Consider the following 20,865-nt stretch of genomic DNA (forward strand, 5'->3'; position numbering starts at 1 on the left):
CCGCCGGGATCGGCGGGCAGCCCCGTCGTGACGGACCGGCCGCGGGAGCAGCCCCGGGAGACCCGGCTACGCCGCTGTCGCCAGGCGCTCGCGGGCGACGAGGCGGACCTGGGGGTGGCCGTGGCGCCAGGCGAAGGACACCTTCAGGCCGCCGACCCGCGCCAGGACCAGGCCGATGACGCAGGCCGCCGCGAGGGAGACCAGACCGCCCGTCGCGAAGCCGATCCGCGGCCCGTACGTGTCGGTGATCCAGCCGAGGAGCGGCGCCCCGATCGGAGTGCCGCCGGCGAAGACCATCATGTAGAGGCTCATGACCCGGCCCCGCATGACGGGATCCGTCGCCAGCTGGACGGCCGAGTTGGCGGTGATGTTGACCGTGAGGCCGAACATGCCGATCGGGACCAGCAGCAGCGCGAAGAGCCAGAAGGACGGGGAGAACGCGGCCGCGATCTCCAGGAGGCCGAAGATCACCGCCGCGACCACCAGCATCCGCAGCCGCGTGCTGCCGCGCCGCGCGGCGAACAGGGCGCCCGCGAGCGAGCCGGCCGCCATGAGCGTGTTCAGGAAGCCGTAGGTCCCCGCGCCCACGTGGAAGATGTCGTCGGCGAAGGCCGTGAGCCAGATCGGGAAGTTGAACCCGAAGGTGCCGACGAAGCCCACGAGCACGATCGGCCAGATCAGGTCCGGCCGCCCGGCGACGTATCGCAGGCCCTCCCTCAGCTGCCCCTTGCCGCGCGGCGCGCGCTCCACCTTGTGGAACTCGGCGGGGCGCATCAGGAGCAGCCCGGCCAGCGGGGCGAGGAAGAACAGGCCGTTGAGCAGGAACGACCAGCCGCTGCCGACGGTGGCGATGAGCAGGCCGGCGACGGCCGGGCCGACGAGCCGGGCGGACTGGAAGTTCGCGGAGTTCAGCGAGACGGCGTTGCGCAGCTGGTCGGGGCCGACCATCTCGGAGACGAAGGACTGCCGGGTCGGGTTGTCGACGACGGTGACCATGCCGAGGAGGAAGGCGACCAGGTAGACGTGCCAGACCTGGATGTGGCCGGAGAGCGTCAGGGCGGCGAGCGCGAGCCCGCAGAGGCCGAGGGCGGCCTGGCTGATGAGGAGGATGCGCCGTTTCGGGTAGCGGTCGGCGAGGACACCGCCGTACAGACCGAACAGCAGCATCGGCAGGAACTGCAGCGCCGTGGTGATGCCGACGGCGGCGGCGGAGCCGGTGAGGCTCAGGACCAGCCAGTCCTGGGTGATACGGGCCATCCAGGTGCCGGTGTTGGAGACGATGGCACCGGTGAAGAACAGCCGGTAGTTGCGTATGCGGAGTGAGGAGAAGGTTTCCCCCCGCCCGCGGGTGTGGGTATCGGGTTTGTGGACGGGTGCGGAGTCTGCTCCGGGTCCCGTACTCAAAGTGCGTCGCCTCCTCGGCGTAGATCTCTAAAGGTGGGCGAGCTTCTCCAGGACGGGGGCGGCCGCGCGCAGCTTGGCCCATTCGTCCTCGTCCAGGCCCTCGGCGAGCGTCGCCAGCCAGGCGTTCCGCTTGCGGCGGGACTCTTCCAGCATGGCCTCGGCCCGCTCGGTCGGGCTGACCACCTTCTGCCGGCGGTCGTCGGGGTGCGGCTCCAGCCGGACCAGTCCCTTGGCTTCGAGCAGCGCGACGATGCGGGTCATCGACGGCGGCTGGACGTGCTCCTTGCGGGCCAGCTCGCCGGGGGTGGCGGAGCCGCAGAGAGCGAGGGTGCCGAGCACCGACATCTCGGTCGGGCTCAGCGACTCGTCGACACGCTGGTGCTTGAGGCGTCGGCCCAGTCGCATGACGGCGGAGCGGAGCTCGTTCACGGCGGCCGCGTCGGCAGCGGCGCCATGGGACAGGTCAGGCATGTTCGTTAGCATAACTCATTACCCAGTCTAAATACCATTCGGAATGCCGGCGACCGAATCTGTCACCCGAACGAGTGAGATGGATCCGGAAAGTGACGCACGGGCACCGTTCCTGCCGCGACTCTGACGGGCATGGGATCGACCGTGCTCAGCCTGCGCATCGACGGTGAGCTGCTCGACCGTCTCAAGGGACATGCCGCCAAACGCGGAATGAGCGTCCAGGACTATGTGGTCCGGACGCTCATCCGCGATGACTTCGACGAACGGTTCCAGACCGCCGTCGACGAGACAGAGAAGTTCTACGGCCTGACGCGGCCTACGTGAGGCCGAGAGCCGGCATCGCGTAGTAGAAGACGAACACCGCCGAGACGACGTACATGGCCACCGGGACCTCGCGCCCCCGGCCGGCCGCGAGCCGCAGCACGCTGAAGGCGATGAAGCCGATCCCGATGCCGTTCGTGATCGAGTACGTGAACGGCATCATCACCATCGCCAGGAACGCCGGCACCGCGATGGTGAAGTCGCTCCAGTCGATGTCCTTGACGGAACCGGCCAGGATCAGGAAGCCCACCGCGAGCAGCGCGGGCGTGGCCGCCTGGGACGGGACCATCGTGGCGAGCGGCGTGAGGAACAGCGCCACCGAGAACAGACCACCGGTGACCACCGACGCGAGGCCGGTGCGCGCCCCCTCACCGACACCCGCCGTGGATTCCACGAAGCAGGTGGTGGCCGAGGAGGAGGTGGCGCCGCCGGACGCGACGGCCAGGCCGTCCACGAGCAGCACCTTGTTGATGCCGGGGAAGTTGCCGTCCTTGTCGACCAGCTTCGCCTCGTCGCCGACGCCGAGGATGGTGCCCATCGCGTCGAAGAAGCAGGACAGCAGCACGGTGAAGACGAACAGGACGCCGGTCAGCATCCCGACCTTCTCGAAGCCGCCGAACAGGCTCACCTCGCCGACCAGACCGAAGTCGGGCGAGGCCACCGGGTTCCCGGGCCAGGTCGGGGTGGTCAGGCCCCAGGACGGCACGGTGGCGACGGCGTTGATCACCATCGCGACGATCGTCATCACGACGATGGAGATCAGGATCGCGCCCGGCACCTTGCGGATGATCAGCGCGAGGGTGAGCAGCGTGCCGAGGACGAAGACCAGGACCGGCCAGCCGGTGAGGTGACCGTCGCCGCCGAGCTGGAGCGGGACGGTGGTGTGCGCGGCGTCGGGGATACGGGAGACGAAGCCCGAGTCGACGAGGCCGATGAGCATGATGAACAGCCCGATACCGATCGCGATGCCCTTGCGCAGGCCGACCGGGACGGCGTTCATCACGCGCTCGCGCAGGCCCGTCGCGACGAGCAGCATCACGACGATGCCGGCGAGGACGACCATGCCCATGGCGTCCGCCCAGGACATCCTCGGCGCGAGCTGGAGGGCGACGACGGTGTTGACGCCGAGGCCGGCCGCGAGGGCGATCGGGACGTTGCCGATGACGCCCATGAGGAGCGTCGAGAAGGCGGCGGTGAGGACGGTCGCGGTGACCAGCTGGCCGCCGTCGAGCTGGTGCCCGTACATGTCCTTGGCGCTGCCGAGGATGATCGGGTTCAGCACGATGATGTAGGCCATCGCGAAGAAGGTGGCGAAGCCGCCGCGGACCTCGCGGGCGACGGTCGAGCCGCGCTCGGAGATCTTGAAGAAGCGGTCGAGGCCCGAGACGGGAACGTCGGGGCCCTCGGGGGACGTGGCCTTGGCGGTGGCCGTGGTGCTCATGGGGGGTTCCTCTTCGGAGAAAAGTCCTTTTTGGCGGTTCATACGAGGGAAACCCGCCAGAGGCAAACCGTTTCAGTATGAACACATGAACGAGCGAGCGTCCATCTCCGCGCGTAGATACGATTTCCCGCCACCTAGACTGACCCCATGGCCAAGTGGACACCGAAGTACGAGGCACCCGAGCCCCTCGAAGGGCCCGTCGTCGCCACCATCACCGGCGGCACGATCCTCTGGTTCGTCCTCTTCCTCGTCCAGGTCCCCTTCTACGGCTGGTTCGACGACCGTGACCTGACCTGGTGGGTGTGGACCTGCCTGGCGGGAGCGGGCCTCGGCCTGATCGGCATCTGGTACGTCCGCAAGCGCGACGCCGCGATCAAGCGGGCCGAGGCGGCCCGGCAGGCGGAGGCCCCGTAGTACCGGGGGACCATTTCCGTCCTCCCCCGGTCTGATCTTCCGCCTTCTCGGCGGGTGAACGTGCCCTTCCGGTCGTACCGTCGAGAACATGACTCAGCGGGCGAAGATCGACACGGACGACAGGGAGACAGCGGCGGAGGAACCCCCCGTCGTCCACCACGTCGCCGGACTGACCTCCGCCGAGGTCGCCGAGCGCGTCGCTCGCGGCGAGGTCAACGACGTACCCGTCCGCAGCTCGCGCTCCGCCGCCGACATCGTCCGCGGCAACGTCTTCACCCGCTTCAACGCGATCATCGGCGTGCTCTGGGTGATCATGTTCTTCGTCGCCCCGATCCAGGACAGCCTCTTCGGCTTCGTGATCGTCGCCAACACCGGCATCGGCATCATCCAGGAACTGCGCGCCAAGAAGACCCTCGACGGGCTCGCCGTCATCGGCGAGGCGAAACCGACGGTCCGCCGGGACGGGGTCTCCTCCCAGGTCTCCACCTCCGAGATCGTCCTCGGCGACCTCATCGAGCTCGGCCCCGGCGACAAGGTCGTCGTCGACGGCGAGGTCGCGGAGGCCGACAACCTGGAGGTCGACGAGTCGCTGCTGACCGGCGAGGCCGACCCGGTGGTGAAGAAGCCCGGCGACACGATGATGTCGGGCTCGTTCGTGGTCGCGGGCGGCGGCGCGTTCACCGCCACCAAGGTCGGGCGCGAGGCGTACGCCGCCCAGCTCGCCGAGGAGGCGTCCCGCTTCACCCTCGTCCACTCCGAGCTGCGCTCCGGCATCTCCACGATCCTCAAGTACGTGACGTGGATGATGGTCCCGACCGCGATCGGCCTCATCATCAGCCAGCTCGTCGTCAAGGACACCAACCTCAAGGACTCCCTCGCCCGCACCGTCGGCGGCATCGTCCCGATGATCCCCGAAGGGCTCGTCCTCCTCACCTCGGTCGCCTTCGCGATCGGCGTGATCCGGCTCGGCCGCAAGCAGTGCCTCGTGCAGGAGCTGCCGGCCATCGAGGGCCTGGCCCGCGTCGACGTCGTCTGCCTCGACAAGACGGGCACGCTGACCGAGGGCGGCATGGACGTCACCGAGCTGCGCACCCTCGACGGGAACGGCGAGGAATACGTACGGAAGGTCCTCGGCGCCCTCGGCGAGTCCGACCCGCACCCCAACGCCTCGCTCCAGGCCATCATCGACGCCTACCCCGACGCCGAGGAGTGGCGCTGCACCGAGGCGCTGCCCTTTTCCTCCGCCCGCAAGTACAGCGGCGCGGCCTTCAGCGAGGGCAACGGCGAGACCTCGGCCTGGCTGCTCGGCGCCCCCGACGTCCTCCTGAAGGCCGGGGACCCGACGCTCGACGAGATCGACCACCTCAACGAGCAGGGGCTCCGGGTTCTCCTCCTCGCCCGCACCACCCGCGAACTGGACGACCCCGAGGTCGCCGAGGAGGCCCGCCCCAGCGCCCTGGTCGTGCTCGAGCAGCGGCTGCGGCCGGACGCCGCCGACACCCTCGCCTACTTCGCGGACCAGAACGTGGCCGCCAAGGTCATCTCCGGCGACAACGCGGTCTCCGTCGGAGCCGTGGCGGGAAAGCTCGGCCTGCCGGGCGCCGAGAACACCGTCGACGCCCGCCGGCTGCCCACCGACCGGGAGGAGATGGCCCAGGCGCTCGACGAGAACGCGGTCTTCGGCCGGGTCACCCCGCAGCAGAAGCGGGACATGGTCGGCGCGCTCCAGTCCCACGGCCACACCGTCGCCATGACAGGCGACGGCGTCAACGACGTCCTGGCGCTCAAGCACGCCGACATCGGCGTCTCGATGGGCTCGGGCTCCGAGGCGACCCGGGCCGTCGCCCAGATCGTCCTCCTGAACAACTCCTTCGCCACCCTGCCGTCGGTGGTCGCCGAGGGCCGCCGGGTGATCGGCAACATCACGCGCGTGGCGACCCTGTTCCTGACCAAGACCGTCTACTCGGTGCTCCTGGCGATCCTGGTGGTCTGCTCACAGGTGGAGTACCCCTTCCTGCCGAGACACCTGACCCTGCTGTCGACGCTGACCATCGGCGTCCCGGCCTTCTTCCTCGCCCTCGCCCCCAACAAGGAGCGCGCGAGGCCGAACTTCGTGAAACGGGTGATGCGGTACGCGATCCCGGGCGGCATCATCGCGGCGGCGGCCACCTTCACCACGTACCTCGTCGCCCGCTCCCACTACAGCGGCACGGGCGCGCTCGACGCCGAGACGAGCGCCGCCACCCTGACCCTCTTCCTGGTCTCCATGTGGGTCCTGGCGATCGTCGCCCGCCCCTACACCTGGTGGCGCATCGCTCTGGTGGCGACGATGGGCGGAGCCTTCCTCCTCGTCCTCGTCGTCCCGTGGCTCCAGGACTTCTTCGCCCTGAAGCTGGTGGGCGTGACGATGCCGTGGACGGCGGTGGCGATCGCCGCGGCGGGAGGGCTGATCCTGGAGTTCGCCTGGCGGTGGGTGGACCACAGGTTCCCGGCGTGAGGGCGTGAGCGGGGCGTGAGCGGGGCGCAGGGCAGGGCGCGTCAGTAGTGGTACCGGGCCTGAGCGATCTCCACGGCCTCGTCCCTCACGCGGTACACCAGGCGGTGCTCGTCGGTGATCCGTCGGGACCACCATCCCGAGAGGTTCTCCTTCAGCGGCTCGGGCTTGCCGGCCCCCTCGAACGGCGTCCGCTGGATCTCCTTGATCAAGCGGTTGATCCTCTTGAGGATCTTCGGATCGGCTGTTGCCCAGTACGCGTACTGATCCCACGCCCGGCTGGAGAACAGGACCTTCACGCGGCGGGCTCCTCGGCGTCCGCCGTGTCGATCAGTTCCCTGGCCTCCCCATGCCCGGCCTCAAGCTCCGCGATGGATTCCATGAGGATCTGCGCGTTCCGCGGCGAGCGCAGGAGGTAGACCGTCTCCTGCCAGGACCGGAAGTCCTCGGCGGACATGATGACGATGTCGCCGTGCTCGCGAGAGGTCACCTCTATGGGCTCATGGTCCTCGTTGACCTGCCGGATCAACGGGTAGAACCGCTGCCGGGCCTCATTCGCCGAAATCGACACGGGCTGACCTCCGGGTATCCGACCATGCAACGAGTCGTACGGCAACGAGTCGTACGGCTTTACCGTACCAGTCGGGGAAGCGCGGCGCCGGTGAAGCGCCTCGCCCCCGTGCGCGCACGGCGTGTCAGTCGAACCAGCGGTCCCGGGCCAGTTCCGCCGTGCGGGACGGGTCCTCGAGCAGGGCCGCGACCTCGAAGCGGCGGGGCCACTGGCCCGCCGCCCAGGCCAGGCCCGCGGCGACGCCCTCCAGGGTGGCGGCGTGGATCGTGCCGTCGGGCGTGCGGCGCCAGTCGAGTTCGACGCCCGCGGCGCGCAGCTCCTCATGCTCGACGTACGAGTCCGGGGTCGCCGGCCCGAGGAGGGCGTGGACCGCGGGCGGCACGTCGTGCTCCTCGCCGACCGTGGTCACCTCGGCCTCGACCGTCTCGCTCAGCCGCCGCACCTGGAACAGCTCCGCCAGATCGGCCGCCCGCGACGGGGCGACCGGCAGCAGCGGCAGCCCGCCGGCTAGCGGCAGCAGGTCGGGGGCGTCCGCGACCAGCGCCTCGGCGGCGTCGACCACGACGAGTTCGCCGTCCACGACCGCGCGCAGCTCGTCGGGGAGGGTGACCTGCTCGGGGTCCAGGTCGGCGAGCGCGGTGTACAGGGCGTGCAGCTGCGCGCCGGTCACCTCGCGCTCCGGGTGGGCCAGGCGGGCCAGGAGTTCGGCCGCGCCGCCCGGCTCGTCCAGGAGCGCGGAGACCGAGGTGCGGACGCCCAGGGCCCGCAGGACCTGCTCGTCCTCGAAGCCGGTCGCGTCGGCGGAGTCGTACAGGCCGATGAGCAGCGGGTCCGTCCCGGCGGCCCGCAGACCGGCCGGGCGGCGGCCGTCGAGGACCGGGTGGTCGCGCAGCCACCAGGCGGTGTACGACCGTACGGTCTCGGTCGTCCCGTCCGGCATCAGCACCCGTACGGGCTGGATGAGCGCGTCCCGCAGCGGCGGCTGCGCGAGCAGGGCGAGCGCCTGCGGCCAGGCGTCGTCGTCGACCAGGTCCAGGTCGCGTACGGCGACGATCTCGGTCGCCAGCGGAGGCACCGGAGCCTCCGGCAGCCGGTCGAGGACGTCCTCGCACCACACGTCGACCGCGTCGAGCAGACCGGCGTCGTCAGGCTCGGCGAAGTCGCCTTCGCGGGGCTCCAGTTCGTCCGGGTCGAGCACGAGGTCGGTGGCGCGGACCAGGGCGAAGTTGGCGAGCACCCCGCAGGCGGCGAGCGGCTGCTCGCCCCACCGCTCGGCCAGTTCGGCGTCGCAGAGCGCCAGCTCGTCCGGGCGCATCACGGCGGCGAACGCGCTGCCGGGCAGAACCAGTTCACCGGCGGGCGCGAGCTCCCCGTCCTCGTCCGGGAGGGCCAGCGCGCCGAGCCACGGCTCCTCTCCCGGCTCCAGATCCGCGTCCCGGACGAGCGCGAGGACGGTCTCGGCGAGCTCGTCGGCGTCCAGCGTGTCCGCGTCCTCGTCCCAGATCTCCCCCACGTCGAGGGAACCGGCGACCGCCGCCCTGACCTGCGGCGTGGTCAGCACGGCGCGGGGCGTGGCGGGCAGGGCGCCCAGCTTCTCCAGGAGGGGGTGGGCGGCGTCCGGGTGGGCGACCTTCAGGCCGAGCCGGGTCAGGTCGGCGGGGGTGCGGTCCTGGGGCAGCAGGACGTGCCGGGGGCCGATGGTGGTCCGGATACGGCGCCCCGGCTCCGGCCGGCCCTCCTCGTCCGGGCGGGTGCCGCCGAGCCGCGTGCCGGGGCCCGCGTCCAGGTCCATGTCCAGGTCCGCGTCCCGGGCCGTCTCACCCGACGTGGCCAGCGGGACCGGCAGGCCCGTCAGCCGGTCCGGGTCCACCCCGGCCAGCGAGTCGTACAGGCGCCACCACCACGACGGCGACCGGTCCACCCCGGCCAGCCGGTCGATCGCCTCCGTCAGCGGCACGCGCCCGATCCCCAGCGTGCGCAGCTCGGTCCGCCGCTCCAGTCCCGCGGGCAGCAGGGCCGGGAAGACCTCCGCCAGGACGGCGACGGTCTCGGCGCCCGCGCCCTCCACCACCTCGGCCTCCACGGGCCGCAGCGCGGGCACGTCCTCGGACGGCGCCTCGGGCGCCAGGAAGGCCACCCGGGGCAGGCGCTCCAGGATCGCCGCACGCAGCGCCCCGTCCAGGGCGCCCTTGCCGAGCGGTCCGGGCACCAGGTCGATCGTGGCGACCGTCACCGGCTGCCAGTCGGCGAGGAGTTCGGCGTACGCGTCGGCCGCCCGCTCGACCAGGAAGTCGGTGAGGGGCCCGGGCGCCGGGTGGCGGCGGGTGGTGTCGAGCGGCAGCGAGGCGATCAGCAGGGCGGGCATGCCGAGCGGTTCGTCGGTCGGGGTGGGGGCGTGCACGACGGGGGCGGTACGGGGGAACAGCGGGGCGCCCTGGCCGTCGACCGGTACGGCCCAGGTCACCGACCAGTGCGGGCGCAGCCGCTCCTCGACGGGCCGGCCCTTGAGAAGGACGGGGTCGAGGGCGCCACCGTGGCTGACGGTCCGCCAGCGGTGGGTGCCGGTGGTGGAGTCGGCGATGTGGACGTAACCGTCCTCCTCGGAGCGGCGCATCGTCCGTACGCCCTCCGAGGTCTCGACCACGATCTCGGCGAGACCGGGGAGGGTGAGGAGCAGGGCGTCGTCGATGGAGTCGAGGAGCCGCTCGGCGAGGTCGACGGCGGCGGAGTCGCGCAGCGGGAGCACGACGACGGTGTCGTAACCCTCGGGGGCGGTGCCCTCGGCGGGCAGCGGGAGGCGCAGCAGCGGCACGTGGCCGTCGCGGCGGCGCAGTTCGTCCCCGAGGCCGGGGCTGTGCCGGGCGGCGTCGGCGGCCAGCTCGCGGGCCTCGGCGAGGGACCAGCGGACACCGCCGTGGCGGCCCAGGACGGCGGGCTCGTCGGAGACGGCGAGGACGGCGGCGAAGCCGACGCCGAAGCGGCCGACGGCGGTGGTGTCGTGCTCGCCGCGCTTGGCGGAGGCGCGAAGGGTGGAGAGCGACTCGACGCCGGTCGCGTCCAGCGGCGCGCCGGTGTTGGCGGCGGCCAGGACGGCGGGGGCGTCGGGGCCGGCGGGGTGGAGCGTGAGCCGGAGGCGGCCGGTCACCCCTGCCCGGCGGGCGGCGTCGGCGGCGTTCTGGGCGAGCTCGACGACGAGGCGGTCGCGGTAGCCGCCGAGGGCGAGGTCCTCCTCGGCGTTGGCGTCCTCCCGGAACCGGGCGGGCCCGGCGCCCCAGGCATCGAGGACGCCTCTGCGCAGCCGTGCGGTACCGAAGGGGTCGGCTCCGTCGGTCGACGTCCTGACGCTGACGCTCACGTCTGACTCCACTCTGCGGGGCGGGATTGTGCCGGGGCCCGAAGGTACCGCGACCTGCGGGCCTCTCGCGTCGCCCGTTCCGGGCGGGCGGGGTGGGGACGGCGGGAACGCCCCAGGACGCTGCTGCACGCCTGCCCACTCGAACGCCCGTCACCCACCCGGGTGCGGGCATTCATCCCGTTGCGCGGGTACCGCCCTCACGCTCACACCTCCGCCGCCCCGCGCCCGCGTGGGCGTTCGCCCCGCAGGGTGCGGGTGCCCACCCCCACGCCCGTGTGGGCAATCGTCCCGCAGGGCGGGACGGGTGGGCACACGGGACGGCGCCCTTGCCGGGCCCAGGCCCCCGTGCCCGCGGTGCCCACGGGTGCGGCGCCGTCGTGGGTTGTGCCCACCCGTTCCGCCCTGCGGAACGCCTGCCCACAACCAGGTCGGGGGTGAGGGTGGGCACCGCCCCAGCGGGGCCGGGGGCCCTGGGGGCTAGGAGTGGCCCAGGTCGTCCGAGGTGTCCGGGAACGTCGTGGAGCCCGAGTCCTTCGGCGGGCGCAGCGGGAACACATCCGCCCCCATCGAGTCCAGCACCGGCGCCGCCGGCCTCGGCGGCTTCGGCATCACCGCCGCCTCCGAGTGCCCGCCACAGCCGTACGAGAGCGAGACGACCCGCCCGTCAGCCGGCGAGAACTCGTTCGCGCACACACCGAAAGCCTGCTTCAGCGACCCGGCCAGCGGCACCAGGAACGCGCAGGAGTCGCACGACGCCGGCGCGGCCTGCGCCATCGGGGTCTTCGCGCCGAACGCCTCGTCCCAGCGGTCCGCCGCCACGTGCAGCCCGTACCGCGAGAGCACCCGCGCGCGCCGCATCCCGAGTTCCTCGGCGACCGAGGCGATCGCGCCCCGGGACGGCGTACGGGACACGATCTCGGCGTCCTCGGCGTCGAGGTGGTCCGCCATCTCCTCCGAGACCGCGGAGTTCGGCGGCGGCGCGTCCTCCCCGGTGTACCCCGGCTCCAGCCGCAGGTCGTCCTGCTCCGTCGGCAGCAGGTCCCCCGGCCCCATGTCGCCCGGCCGCAGCCGCTCGCTCCACGGCACCCACTCCGGGGCCAGGAGGGCGTCGGCGCCGGGCAGCAGGACGGTCTCGTCGAGGGTGACGTTCTTGGCCCGCGAGGCGCGCGTGACCGTCACGGCCCAGCGCCAGCCGCGGTAGCCGGGCTCCTCGCACTCGAAGAAGTGCGTGACCACCCGATCACCCTCGGCGACGACCTCCACATGCGGCCCAACGATCCCGGGTGCGGCCGCCTCCTCGGCGGCCGCACGCGCCAGGTCTACCGCCTCGGCGCACAGGCGGTCGGGGGTACGCGGGGTACGGCTTCGCGTCGTCGCAGCACTCACAGGTCTCGCTTCTCTCCTACGCCGTCTCACGGGTGCGCCGGGCCGAGGAGCGGGAGCGAAGCTACGGGCGGCGGGCGGAGCGGACCAGGGGGCCGCATCGACGTCCGCACCCGACATGTCTCGCGTGTCTCGGGCACACCTCTCGTCATCCATTCTGCGGGATGCCGAAGAGGCGCGCGGCCGAGAACTTCCGCCGGTGGCGCGCTACGCACGCTACCCCCTCTGCCGCCCGCCGCCCACCTGCCCGCCCCAAGTGGCCCGGATCGTGGACCGGCCGTCCGCCGTGCCACGGTTCGTACGGGACGGGTGTGGGGCACTATGACGGAGTGGCAGCCGCACGGTCGTCCGCACGATCCCACGATCATGCCGGGCCGCTCAGCCGAGCGGGCCGGGCGGTCGGGCGCGCCCTCCACCTGCCGTTCACCGGCACGGCGAAGGGCATCCGGAAGGCGACGCACGCGCACGGCGCGGGCGAGTCGGGCCTGGGAAAGCTGATCGAGCTGCACGCCGTGAACGGCGCCGGTGACGTCATGATCACCGTCGCCCTCGCGTCCACGGTCTTCTTCTCCGTACCGACGGACGAGGCACGCGGCCGGGTCGCGCTCTACCTGGCGATCACGATGCTCCCGTTCACGCTCCTCGCCCCCGTGATCGGCCCGCTCCTGGACCGCATCCCGCACGGCCGCCGCGCGGCGATGGCCGGGGCGATGCTGACCCGGGCGGTCCTGGCACTCACCCTGTCGGGGGCGGTCGCCACGGGCGGCCTGGAGCTGTACCCGGCGGCGCTGGGCGTGCTGGTGGCGTCGAAGGCGTACGGCGTGGTCCGCAGCGCGGTCGTGCCGCGCCTGCTGCCGCACGGCTTCTCCCTGGTCAAGGCGAACTCCCGGGTCACCCTGGCGGGACTGCTCGCCACCGGGATCGCCGCGCCGGCCGGGGTGGGGCTGCAGCAGATCGGGCCGCCGTATCCGCTGTACGGGGCATGTGCGCTGTTCCTGCTCGGCGGGTACTGGGCCTTCCGGATGCCGCACAAGGTCGACTCGGCGAAGGGCGAACGACGCGCGCACCTGCTGACGCACGGCGAGGAGAAGCCGAGCCTGCGCACGGTGGGCCCCTCGGTGCTGCACGGGCTGCAGGCGAACGCGGCGCAGCGCGTGCTGTCGGGCTTCCTGATCTTCTTCCTGGCGTTCCTGCTGCGCGAGCATCCGCTCTCGGGACAGAGCGCGGCGGTGTCGCTGGCGATGGTGGCGGTGGCGGCGGGGGTGGGGAACGCGTGCGGCACGGCGGTCGGCTCGCTCCTGAAGGACCGCGGCCACGCGCCGGAAGTGATCATCGCCACGATGATCATGAGCGTGTGTACGGCGGCGATCCTGGCGGCGGTGTTCTTCAGCGGGGCGATGGTGGCTGTGCTGGGGGCGGTGGCGGGCCTGACGCAGGCGCTGTCGAAACTGTCCCTGGACGCGCTGATCCAGCGGGACGTGCCGGAGGTGGTGCGCACGTCGGCGTTCGCCCGCTCGGAGACGCTGCTGCAGATGGCCTGGGTGGTGGGCGGCGCGGTCGGCATCTCGCTGCCGCTGAGCGGCCGGGTGGGCATGTCGGTGGCGGCCGGCATCCTGGGCCTGGGGGCGCTGCTGGCGGTCAGGGGCCTTCTGGGCGCGGCGCGCAAGCCGCTGCCCGCCCGCCACCCGGACTGAAGGGGCGGGGCCGGCGGGGGCCGGGCGGGCCTGGACGGGCCAGGGCCACAACGGGGGGAAAACGCGGCGCGCCGCACCCCCGCGTGGCGGAGCTCGACACGCCCGATAGCCTTCGGGCCATGACCGTTGCGTTCTTCACCGGCTCGCGCCGCCGGGCCGCCGTCGCCCTCGGGGCCGTCTCCGCCGGGCTCCTCGTACTCTCCGCCTGCGACAAGCCGACTCCGCTCGCGACCCTGACGGTCGGGACCGACTCGGTGCACTCCGAGGCCGCCTGCTACAACGACGGCGACGCCATCAAGGAGTCGCAGGTCCAGCAGTGCCTCAACAAGAAGGCCGAGAAGACCATCACGGTCTCCGCGGACGACAAGGTCCGGTTCGGCGTCGACCCCGAGATCGCCGAGAAGGGCTGGACCATCTTCCTCGGTGGCCAGCAGGCCGAGCCGGAGCCGTACAAGAAGACGTACCGGTCCATCCCGGCCAGCGCCTTCTTCTCCAGCCAGACCGGCGAGACCACCAACAAGACGCAGGTCACCATCGTGGAGACCGACGGCAAGAAGCTGACCGGCATCTGGCACTTCGAGCTGAAGAAGGACGCCTGATCCTCCGGTGGCCCTCCGGATCCTGATCGTGACGGCCGTGGCGGCGGAGGCGGACTCCGTCGCCCGGGGCCTCACGCTCGGCGGACCGGGCTCGTCCGAGTACCCGCTCCCGGGCGGCTACCGCCTGCTCCGCCACACGGCACCGACTGCCGCGACGCCCGACGGACACCCGGCTCCGGAGCCGACCCCCGGACCGACCCCCGCCCGGGCTGCCGGCGCAGGCCCGGCTCCTGCGCCCCGCACCGACACCGACACCGACACCGACACCGACACCGCCGGAGTCTCCGGCACAAGCCGATCTCCCGAGCCGGGCGCCGACCGGGGTGCCCGCCAGGAGCCCGGGGTCCCGCACGGTGGGGCGGCGGGCGGCGGGGGCGGCGTTGATGTGCTGGTCGGTGGGGTCGGGCCCGCCGCCGCCGCGGCTGCTACCGCCACCGCTCTCGCGCACGCGGCCTCCCTCGGGCACCCTGCCCTCGGCTCGGCGCCGCCGCCCGCGCCCTATGACCTCGTCGTGTCCGCCGGGATCGCCGGCGGGTTCCAGGCCCTCGCGCCCCTCGGTTCCGTCGTCGTCTCCGACGCGATCGTCTCCGCCGACCTCGGGGCGCAGACGCCCGACGGCTATCTGACCGTCGAGGAGCTCGGCTTCGGGCGGTCCACGCACGCCGTCGACCGCCTGCTCACCCGCCGGATCTCCGCCGTCCTCACCCGCGGCGGGCAGCCCCACACCGTCGCACCCGTGCTCACCGTCTCCACCGTGACCGGCACCGCCGAGCGCGCCGACGAGCTGGCGCGGCGTCACCCGGGCGCCGCCGCCGAGGCGATGGAGGGCTTCGGGGTCGCCGAGGCCGCCGCCGCGTACGGCGTGCCCGTCGTCGAGATCCGGGCCGTCTCCAACGCGGTCGGCCCGCGCGACCGGGGCGCCTGGCGGATCGGCCAGGCGATGGACGCCCTGCGGCACACCTTCCAGCTGCTCAGCCACTCCCTCTTCGTGGAGCCCGCCCCATGACGCCCAAGCTCAAGATCGCGTACTCGCCCTGCCCGAACGACACCTTCGTCTTCGACGCCTGGGCCCACGGCCGCGTCCCCGGCGCTCCGCGCATCGACGTGACGTTCGCCGACATCGACCTCACCAACGGCTGGGCCGAGAACGGCACGTCCGCGTACGACGTCCTCAAGGTCTCGTACGCCGTGCTCCCCTGGGTCCTCGACGAGTACGCCCTGCTGCCCTGCGGCGGCGCCCTGGGCCGCGGCTGCGGCCCGCTCGTCCTCACCCGCGAGCCGGACGCTCGTGGGGGCACCTCCCGGGCCGAAGGCCCTGGGGGACTCACGGGCAGGACGGTGGCGGTGCCGAGCGAGCGCTCGACCGCGTACCTGCTCTTCCGGCTGTGGGCGGCGGACGTCGTCCCGGGAGACGTCGGGAACGTCGTCGTGATGCCGTTCCACGAGATCATGCCCGCCGTGCGCGACGGAAAGGTCGACGCGGGGCTCGTCATCCACGAGGCCCGCTTCACCTACCAGAACTACGGCCTGCACGCCCTCGCCGACATGGGCTCCCACTGGGAGGACACCACCGGCCTGCCGATCCCGCTCGGCGCGATCATCGCCAGGCGCTCGCTGGGCGCGGAGACCCTGCGACGGATCGCCGACGCGGCCCGCACATCCGTACGGATGGCCTGGGACGACCCGGCCGCCTCACGCCCGTACGTACGCGAACACGCGCAGGAGATGGACCCGAAGGTGGCCGATCAGCACATCGGTCTCTACGTCAACGAGTTCACGGCCGACCTCGGCGAGTCCGGCTACGCGGCGGTCCGCGGGCTGCTCACGCGCGCCGCGGCCGAGGGGCTCGTGCCGCCCCTCGGCCCGGACGCGCTGGCGTTCCCGTAGCGGGACGGGTCAGACGTCGAGCTGGTCGGCCACCGCCCGCAGCAGACCCGCGATCTTCGCGCCGTGCACCTTGTCGGGGTAGCGGCCCCGCTCCAGGCTCGGCGTGATGTTCTCCAGGAGCGTCGTCAGGTCCTGCACGATGGACGCCAGTTCGTCGGGCTTACGGCGCTGCGCCGCGGCGACGGACGGGGTCGGGTCGAGGACCGTGACGGACAGAGCCTGATCACCGCGCTGGCCCGCCACCACCCCGAACTCCACGCGCTGCCCCGGCTTGAGGGCGTCGACTCCGGCAGGGAGCACCGACGAGTGGACGAACACGTCGCCGCCGTCGTCCCGGGAGAGAAAGCCGAAGCCCTTCTCACTGTTGAACCATTTGACCTTGCCGGTAGGCACGTCTGTCCTTGTCCTCGTACTCGATGGATGCGCCGGGAATCCGGCTCTGGATAGCAATACAGCGGGTCGCCCGACCCTCCCCAAGCTCTCGCTCCGCTCGATCAGGGGGGACCCCCAGGCGCCAAGGCTAATGGGCTCCGGGCTGGTGACAAGACGTCGCCGGTTTGTTCCTCCGGCCTGGGAACTACCCTGGCCGGATGCGTAGTGAAACCCCTTCCGCCCCGTCGGACGACTCCGCGCCGGGTGACGGTCTCGTCCGTGCCGGTGCGATCGTCTTCATCATCGGCGCGGTGGCCACGCTGGTCACGGTCGCCCCGCTGTTCCTGGGCACCGAACCGTTCCCGCCCGTCGCGTACGCGGTGTGCATGCTGATGGGCGTCGGATTCCTGGTCGCGGGCGCCGGCGTGCTGCGCTCGATCGCGGCGCAGCGCCGCCAGGCGAAAGCGGCGGCCGCGAGCCCGGCCCCTCAGGCCTGATACGCCTCCCACCAGGGGCGGAACTCTGTCAGGTCGGGCAGGACGACGTCCGCGCCCGCCGCCCGCAGCTCCTCCGCGTCGCACGGTCCGGTGGCCACGGCCACCGACACGGCGCCCGCGGTCGCGGCGCCGCGCACGTCCCCGATGTGGTCACCCACGTACACGCCCGCGCCGTGCTCGCGCAGCGCCTCCGCCTTGCCCTCGGCCCACAGGCCGCCGATGACGGCGTCGGGGTCGATGCCGAGGTGGGCGAGGTGCAGCTTGGCGTGCGGCTCGTTCTTCGCGGTGACGACGATCGTCCGGCCACCCCGCTCGCGAACGGCTTGAATCGCATCCCGGGCGCCGGCCATCGCGAGCGACGGCAGGATCGCGTACGTCGGGTAGAGCGCGCGGTACTCGGTCACGCGCCGCTCGATCTCCGCCTCCGGGAACCAGTGCGCCAGCTCGTGCTCCAGCGGCGGCCCGAGCCGGGAGACGGCCAGATCGGCGTCGATGCGCACGCCGACCTGGGCGGAGAAGGCCTCGTACGTGGCCTTGATGCCCGGGCGGGAGTCGATCAGCGTCATGTCGAGGTCGAAGCCGACGGTCAGAGAAGTCATGGGGGACATTGTGCCCAGGTGTTCGATTCGGGCCGCTGCTTAGACTGAGCCGCCGAGTCACTGAGCCAAGCCAAGCCTTACCGAACACGCGCACGCACACGCACCCGCACCTCCTGATGGGCCCCGATGACAGCCGCTTTCCCCTCCAGACGCGTCCTCGCCACCGTCGCCGCCGTCATCGCCCTCCTCCTCGCGATCCTCCTGAGCCTCGCCGTGGGCGCCCGCGCCATCGCCCCGTCGACCGTCCTCGACGCGCTGCTGCACGGCGGGACGAGCGACGACGCCCAGGTCGTGCGGGAGATGCGGGTGCCCAGGACCCTCATCGGGCTGATGGTCGGCGCCGCGCTCGCCCTGGCCGGCACGGCCCTCCAGGGCATCACCCGCAACCCGATCGCCGACCCCGGCATCCTCGGCATCAGCCAGGGCGCCTCGGTCGGGGTGGTCTTCGCCATCGCCTTCGCCGGGGTGCACACGCTGACGGGGTACGTGTGGTTCGGCTTCGCGGGTGCGGCCCTCGCCTCGGTCGCGGTGTACGCGATCGCCGCGAGCGGCCGCGGCGGGGCGACCCCCGTGAAGCTCGCGCTCGGCGGCGCCGCGATCAACGCCCTGCTGCTCTCCGTGACGACCGGAATCCTGACGACGAGGGCGTCGGCCCTGGACGAGTTCCGGTTCTGGCAGATCGGCTCGCTCGACGGACGGGACGCCGAGGTCGTCGGCCAGATCTGGCCCTTCCTGCTGATCGGCGCGGTCCTGGTGGTGTCGGTGGCGCGCGGCCTGGACGCGCTGGCGCTGGGCGAGGACGTGGCGAAGGGGCTGGGGCAGCGGGTCGCGACGGTACGGATCGTGGGCGGCGTCGGGGCCACCGTGCTGACCGGCGCGGGGGTGGCGGCGGCCGGTCCGATCGCGTTCGTGGGCCTCGCGGTCCCGCACATCGCCCGCGCGATCGTGGGCAGCGACCACCGCTGGGTGCTGCCGATGGCGGCGCTCGTGGGGCCGGTGATGCTGCTGGTGTCGGACGTGATCGGGCGGGTGCTCTTCCCACCGGGCGAGGTCCCGGCGGGTGTGATGACGGCCCTCATCGGCGTGCCGTTCCTGGTGACGCTGGTCCGCCGGAAGGCGGTGCCGGCATGACGGCGACCTCTTCCGGGGTACGCCCCGTGGGCTACGGGATCGTCCGCGCCGCAGGCGGATCGTTCCTGCTCCACCGCCGCTCGGCCGTGGTGGCCGTCGGCCTGACCCTGGTCCTGGCCGCCGTCGGCGTCGCGTATCTGTGCGTCGGCGAGAGGTTCGTCGAACCGTCCGAGGTCCTGAAGGTGCTCGTCGGGCAGGACTCGCGGGCCGCCTTCGTCGTCGAGGAGCTGCGGATGCCGCGGCTCGCCGTCGGGCTGATGGTCGGCGCCGCGTTCGGGATCGCGGGCGCCCTCATCCAGACCGTCGCCCGCAACCCGCTCGCCAGCCCCGACATCATCGGCATCAGCCAGGGTGCGGGCGCCCTGACGGTCGGCGCGATGACCTTCGGCCTCACCTCGTACACCGTCCTGCCGTACCTGTCGATCGCCGGCGGCATCGCCGCGGCGGCGCTCGTGTACGTCTTCGCCTGGCGCGGTGGGCTGCACGCCACCCGGTTCGTGCTCATCGGCATCGGCTTCGCGATCGCCCTGCGCTCGCTCATCACCCTGTTCATGACCAAGGGCGACTACCTGGTCGCCCAGCAGGCCCAGATCTGGATGACGGGCTCGCTCAACGGACGGGGCTGGGACGAGGCCGCGCCGATCCTCTGGACCCTGATCGTGCTGCTGCCGGCGATCCTGTGGGCCGCCCGCGCGCAGCGGACGGTCTCCCTGGACGACGACACGGCGACGGCGCTGGGCGTACGGCTCGGGCGGGTCCGGCTGGGTCTGGTGTCCGTCGGTGTCGTGCTGGCGTCCGTGGCCACCGGGGTGGCCGGTCCGGTCGACTTCGTGGCGCTGCTCGCCCCGCAGATCGCCCGCCGGATGACCCGTACCGCGCAGATCCCGCTGCTGAGCTCGGCCCTGATGGGCGCGTTCGTGGTCGTCCTGGCGGACCTGCTGGGGCGGCGGCTGCTCTCGCCGACCGAGCTGCCCGTGGGTGTCCTGACGGCAGCGGTCGGCGCCCCGTATCTGATCTGGCTCATCGTCCGGAGCCGAACCGTGGGAGGAACGTCGTGAGCCGAGTCGTGAGCCGGCTGACCGCGCGCGAGCTGACGCTCGCGTACGAGGACCGTACGGTCGTACGGGACCTGGACCTTGCCGTCCCGGACGGCAAGGTGACCGTGATCGTCGGCCCGAACGCGTGCGGGAAGTCGACGACGCTGCGGGCGCTCGGCCGGCTGCTCAAGCCGGCGGGCGGCGCGGTGCTGCTGGACGGGGAGTCGCTCGCGAAACTGCCGACCAAGCGGATCGCGCAGCAGATCGGCCTGCTGCCGCAGACCCCGGTCGCCCCGGAGGCGATCACGGTCGCGGACCTGGTGTCGCGCGGGCGCCAGCCGCACCAGGCGTGGTGGAAGCAGTGGTCGGAGGAGGACGAGCGGGCCGTCGTCGACGCGATGGAGCGCACGGACGTGGCCGCGCTGGCCGAGCGTTCGGTGGACGAGCTGTCGGGCGGGCAGCGGCAGCGGGTCTGGATCGCGATGGCGCTCGCGCAGGAGACGGACCTGCTGCTGCTCGACGAGCCGACGACGTACCTGGACATCTCGCACCAGGTGGAGGTGCTGGACCTGGTACGCCGCCTGAACGTGGCGCGGGGCCGGACGGTCGTCGTGGTGCTGCACGACCTGAACCAGGCGGCGCGGTACGCCGACCACCTGGTGGCCATGAAGTCGGGCCGCGTGGTGGCGGAGGGCCACCCGAAGGACGTGGTGACGGCGGACCTGGTGCGGGACGTCTTCGGCCTGGACGCGGTGGTGATCCCGGACCCGGTGACGGGTTCGCCGTTGGTGATCCCGGGGGCGCCGTGGGGGGCGACGGAGGGGGTCGCGGTGGAGGGGTGACGGGGGGCTCCCTCGTCGTGGGCGCCCGCCCGGGGGCCTGCGGGGCCACGCCCTTCCCCCCACCCCCGTTGTGGGCGATCGTCCCGCTGGGCGGGACGGGTGGGCACAACGGACGGCGCCCTTGCAGGCGCCTCTGCCCCTCGAGCCCCCGCGCTCCGAGAGCCCGCACGGCTGAACGCCCTCGTGGTCCGGGGGCGGTCGGAGCGGAAGCGCCCGCAAGGGCACCGTCCCGTGTGCCCACCCGTCCCGCCCCGCGGGACGATTGCCCACACGGGGTGGGGGCGGAGGTGGAGTGGGGGGCAGCTGCCCCCGCGGGGGTGGGTGACACGGGGCGGACGCGCCGCGTCGGCGCG

Annotated in this window: 20 protein-coding genes; 11 read left to right on the forward strand and 9 right to left on the reverse strand. The window is 72.6% G+C overall.

What is annotated here, in order from left to right:
• Positions 1–66: 66 nt before the first annotated feature.
• Together ACFYV5_RS18655 and ACFYV5_RS18660 are read right to left on the reverse strand one after the other, a co-directional pair.
• Positions 67–1,404, reverse strand: coding sequence for an MFS transporter (locus ACFYV5_RS18655; protein ID WP_355104659.1), 1,338 nt, complete (start codon positions 1,402–1,404; stop codon positions 67–69).
• A gap of 27 nt (positions 1,405–1,431) precedes the next feature.
• Positions 1,432–1,875: a MarR family transcriptional regulator gene (locus ACFYV5_RS18660; protein WP_355104657.1), complete on the reverse strand. Its 444-nt coding sequence runs from the start codon at positions 1,873–1,875 to the stop codon at positions 1,432–1,434.
• Positions 1,876–2,007: 132 nt separating this feature from the next.
• Here ACFYV5_RS18660 and ACFYV5_RS18665 point away from each other — a divergent pair, with 132 nt between their 5' ends.
• A complete protein-coding gene (locus ACFYV5_RS18665) occupies positions 2,008–2,199 on the forward strand; it encodes a ribbon-helix-helix protein, CopG family (RefSeq protein ID WP_355104655.1) in 192 nt (63 codons plus the stop codon).
• On the opposite strand, the gene ACFYV5_RS18670 is transcribed toward ACFYV5_RS18665, so the two are convergent.
• Positions 2,192–3,637 carry an NCS2 family permease gene (locus tag ACFYV5_RS18670; RefSeq protein ID WP_355104653.1) on the reverse strand — a complete coding sequence of 482 codons (1,446 nt, stop codon included), beginning with the start codon at positions 3,635–3,637 and terminating at the stop codon, positions 2,192–2,194. The two genes, ACFYV5_RS18665 and ACFYV5_RS18670, sit on opposite strands and share 8 nt — an antisense overlap.
• A gap of 147 nt (positions 3,638–3,784) precedes the next feature.
• On the opposite strand from ACFYV5_RS18670, the gene ACFYV5_RS18675 reads away from it, so the two are divergent.
• Complete coding sequence (locus tag ACFYV5_RS18675; RefSeq protein WP_389169452.1) at positions 3,785–4,051, forward strand: DUF2530 domain-containing protein; 267 nt, start codon at positions 3,785–3,787, stop codon at positions 4,049–4,051.
• 88 nt (positions 4,052–4,139) lie between these two features.
• Positions 4,140–6,548: a cation-translocating P-type ATPase gene (locus tag ACFYV5_RS18680; RefSeq protein WP_389169455.1), complete on the forward strand. Its 2,409-nt coding sequence runs from the start codon at positions 4,140–4,142 to the stop codon at positions 6,546–6,548.
• A gap of 41 nt (positions 6,549–6,589) precedes the next feature.
• Here the strand turns inward: ACFYV5_RS18680 and ACFYV5_RS18685 are convergent, their stop codons facing one another.
• The 4 genes from ACFYV5_RS18685 to ACFYV5_RS18700 form a co-directional block, all read right to left on the reverse strand.
• Positions 6,590–6,844, reverse strand: a complete 255-nt coding sequence (locus tag ACFYV5_RS18685) for a Txe/YoeB family addiction module toxin (RefSeq protein WP_355104647.1) — start codon at positions 6,842–6,844, stop codon at positions 6,590–6,592.
• The gene (locus ACFYV5_RS18690; protein ID WP_355104645.1) at positions 6,841–7,116 is read right to left on the reverse strand and encodes a type II toxin-antitoxin system prevent-host-death family antitoxin; all 276 of its coding nucleotides are present in this window, start codon (positions 7,114–7,116) and stop codon (positions 6,841–6,843) included. Before ACFYV5_RS18690 ends, ACFYV5_RS18685 begins: the two co-directional genes overlap by 4 nt.
• 124 nt (positions 7,117–7,240) lie before the next feature.
• A complete protein-coding gene (locus ACFYV5_RS18695; RefSeq protein ID WP_389169460.1) occupies positions 7,241–10,471 on the reverse strand; it encodes a sacsin N-terminal ATP-binding-like domain-containing protein in 3,231 nt (1,076 codons plus the stop codon).
• A gap of 477 nt (positions 10,472–10,948) precedes the next feature.
• Positions 10,949–11,857, reverse strand: coding sequence for a DUF3027 domain-containing protein (locus tag ACFYV5_RS18700; RefSeq protein WP_389169463.1), 909 nt, complete (start codon positions 11,855–11,857; stop codon positions 10,949–10,951).
• Positions 11,858–12,183: 326 nt separating this feature from the next.
• On the opposite strand from ACFYV5_RS18700, the gene ACFYV5_RS18705 reads away from it, so the two are divergent.
• From ACFYV5_RS18705 to ACFYV5_RS18720, 4 genes are all read left to right on the forward strand, one after another.
• Positions 12,184–13,548, forward strand: a complete 1,365-nt coding sequence (locus ACFYV5_RS18705; protein WP_355104639.1) for an MFS transporter — start codon at positions 12,184–12,186, stop codon at positions 13,546–13,548.
• Between the two features lie 119 nt (positions 13,549–13,667).
• A complete protein-coding gene (locus ACFYV5_RS18710; protein WP_355104637.1) occupies positions 13,668–14,147 on the forward strand; it encodes a DUF2771 domain-containing protein in 480 nt (159 codons plus the stop codon).
• A 7-nt stretch (positions 14,148–14,154) separates the two neighbouring features.
• On the forward strand, positions 14,155–15,153 hold the full coding sequence (locus tag ACFYV5_RS18715) for a futalosine hydrolase (RefSeq protein WP_389169468.1): 999 nt from the start codon (positions 14,155–14,157) through the stop codon (positions 15,151–15,153).
• Positions 15,150–16,034, forward strand: a complete 885-nt coding sequence (locus tag ACFYV5_RS18720) for a 1,4-dihydroxy-6-naphthoate synthase (RefSeq protein WP_389169470.1) — start codon at positions 15,150–15,152, stop codon at positions 16,032–16,034. The genes ACFYV5_RS18715 and ACFYV5_RS18720 overlap by 4 nt, the downstream gene beginning before the upstream one ends.
• Positions 16,035–16,043: 9 nt before the next feature.
• Here ACFYV5_RS18720 and ACFYV5_RS18725 read toward each other — a convergent pair whose 3' ends face one another.
• Entirely contained in the window at positions 16,044–16,427 is a 384-nt protein-coding gene (locus tag ACFYV5_RS18725; RefSeq protein ID WP_355104631.1) for a cold-shock protein, read from the reverse strand.
• Between the two features lie 197 nt (positions 16,428–16,624).
• On the opposite strand from ACFYV5_RS18725, the gene ACFYV5_RS18730 reads away from it, so the two are divergent.
• Positions 16,625–16,903: a hypothetical protein gene (locus ACFYV5_RS18730; RefSeq protein WP_355104629.1), complete on the forward strand. Its 279-nt coding sequence runs from the start codon at positions 16,625–16,627 to the stop codon at positions 16,901–16,903.
• Here ACFYV5_RS18730 and ACFYV5_RS18735 read toward each other — a convergent pair.
• A complete protein-coding gene (locus ACFYV5_RS18735) occupies positions 16,894–17,511 on the reverse strand; it encodes an HAD family hydrolase (RefSeq protein WP_355104627.1) in 618 nt (205 codons plus the stop codon). The genes ACFYV5_RS18730 and ACFYV5_RS18735 overlap by 10 nt on opposite strands.
• Before the next feature lie 117 nt (positions 17,512–17,628).
• Here ACFYV5_RS18735 and ACFYV5_RS18740 point away from each other — a divergent pair, with 117 nt between their 5' ends.
• Genes ACFYV5_RS18740 through ACFYV5_RS18750 form a run of 3 tightly spaced genes read left to right on the forward strand, consistent with a single transcriptional unit; the run spans position 17,629 to position 20,512 of the window.
• The gene (locus ACFYV5_RS18740) at positions 17,629–18,633 is read left to right on the forward strand and encodes a FecCD family ABC transporter permease (protein ID WP_389169475.1); all 1,005 of its coding nucleotides are present in this window, start codon (positions 17,629–17,631) and stop codon (positions 18,631–18,633) included.
• Complete coding sequence (locus ACFYV5_RS18745) at positions 18,630–19,691, forward strand: FecCD family ABC transporter permease (protein WP_389169478.1); 1,062 nt, start codon at positions 18,630–18,632, stop codon at positions 19,689–19,691. The genes ACFYV5_RS18740 and ACFYV5_RS18745 overlap by 4 nt, the downstream gene beginning before the upstream one ends.
• Positions 19,692–19,699: 8 nt before the next feature.
• Positions 19,700–20,512 (forward strand): ABC transporter ATP-binding protein, encoded by an 813-nt coding sequence (locus tag ACFYV5_RS18750; protein ID WP_389169989.1) that lies wholly within the window; start codon positions 19,700–19,702, stop codon positions 20,510–20,512.
• The last annotated feature ends 353 nt before the right edge of the window (positions 20,513–20,865 follow it).

This window comes from Streptomyces sp. NPDC003035 (genome assembly GCF_042888285.1).
Lineage (GTDB): Bacteria > Actinomycetota > Actinomycetes > Streptomycetales > Streptomycetaceae > Streptomyces.